General features: G+C 66.3%; 1 protein-coding gene. It reads left to right on the forward strand.

All coding sequences use genetic code 11. The features are described from left to right. The first annotated feature begins 64 nt into the window (after positions 1 to 64). Positions 65 to 721, forward strand: a complete 657-nt coding sequence (locus tag Q0994_RS33885) for a hypothetical protein (RefSeq protein ID WP_299542578.1) — start codon at positions 65 to 67, stop codon at positions 719 to 721. Positions 722 to 784: the final 63 nt, after the last annotated feature.

The following is a 784-nucleotide window of genomic DNA, read 5'->3' on the forward strand; positions in this document are numbered from 1 at the left end:
TCACAACCCGCTGGAGTGGACAGTATTAGACTCCCATGTCGTAGGCCGCCCGTAGCCTCTCGCCATGCAGACAACTCTGATGATCTACGACGGCGCCGCACCGGCCGACTCCGACGTCCCGCGTACCGGGGGCGTACCGCTGGCTCCTGCGGGATTCACCTGGCCCATGTGCGGCGACTGCTGTGGAGGGCCGCTGCAGTTCTTCGCCCATCTCCCCGTCGAGGACGGCGTCCTGTCGGTATTCGTGTGCCAGAACGACCCCGGCGCATGCGAGTTTTGGGACGCGACGTCCGGCGCGAACCGGGTCTACCTGTTCCCCCGGGAGGCACTGCGGCCGGTGGCCGTGCCCGGGACGGGAGTGACGCTGCTGCCCGCCACCTCGGCCATCCGCACCCACGTCGTGACGCTCGACCACGAAGATGCCTGCGATTTCGAGGAAGGGATCGAGCCTGACGCCTACGACCTGGCCCGTTCAGGATGGAAGCGGGAACCCGAAGAAAGATTCGGGAAGCAACGCGAAGTGCTCGGGTCGCTCGGAGGCAGCCCCTCCTACCTTGAGGACGACCGACTGCCCGCATGCCCCTCCTGCACCGGCACGATGGAATTCGCGGCACATCTGGAGGAAGGGATCTCCACGCAGACAGCGATGAACCTCGGTGGCCAGCTGGGCTACGTCTTCGTCTGCAGCGTTTGCCGCGAAGGTGCCTTTCTCACAGACTGAGCACACCGCACCGCAGCCAACGCCCCGGCAGCAGGCCACCAGGGTTGGCGGATGAGTGGGGCG

Origin of the sequence: uncultured Streptomyces sp., from assembly GCF_947488945.1 — a bacterium.
GTDB lineage: Bacteria > Actinomycetota > Actinomycetes > Streptomycetales > Streptomycetaceae > Streptomyces.

What these genes read in the sequence shown, in the direction of transcription:
- Q0994_RS33885 (WP_299542578.1), top strand. Translation starts at nt 65, where the DNA reads ATGCAGACAACTCTGATGATCTACGACGGCGCCGCACCGGCCGACTCC.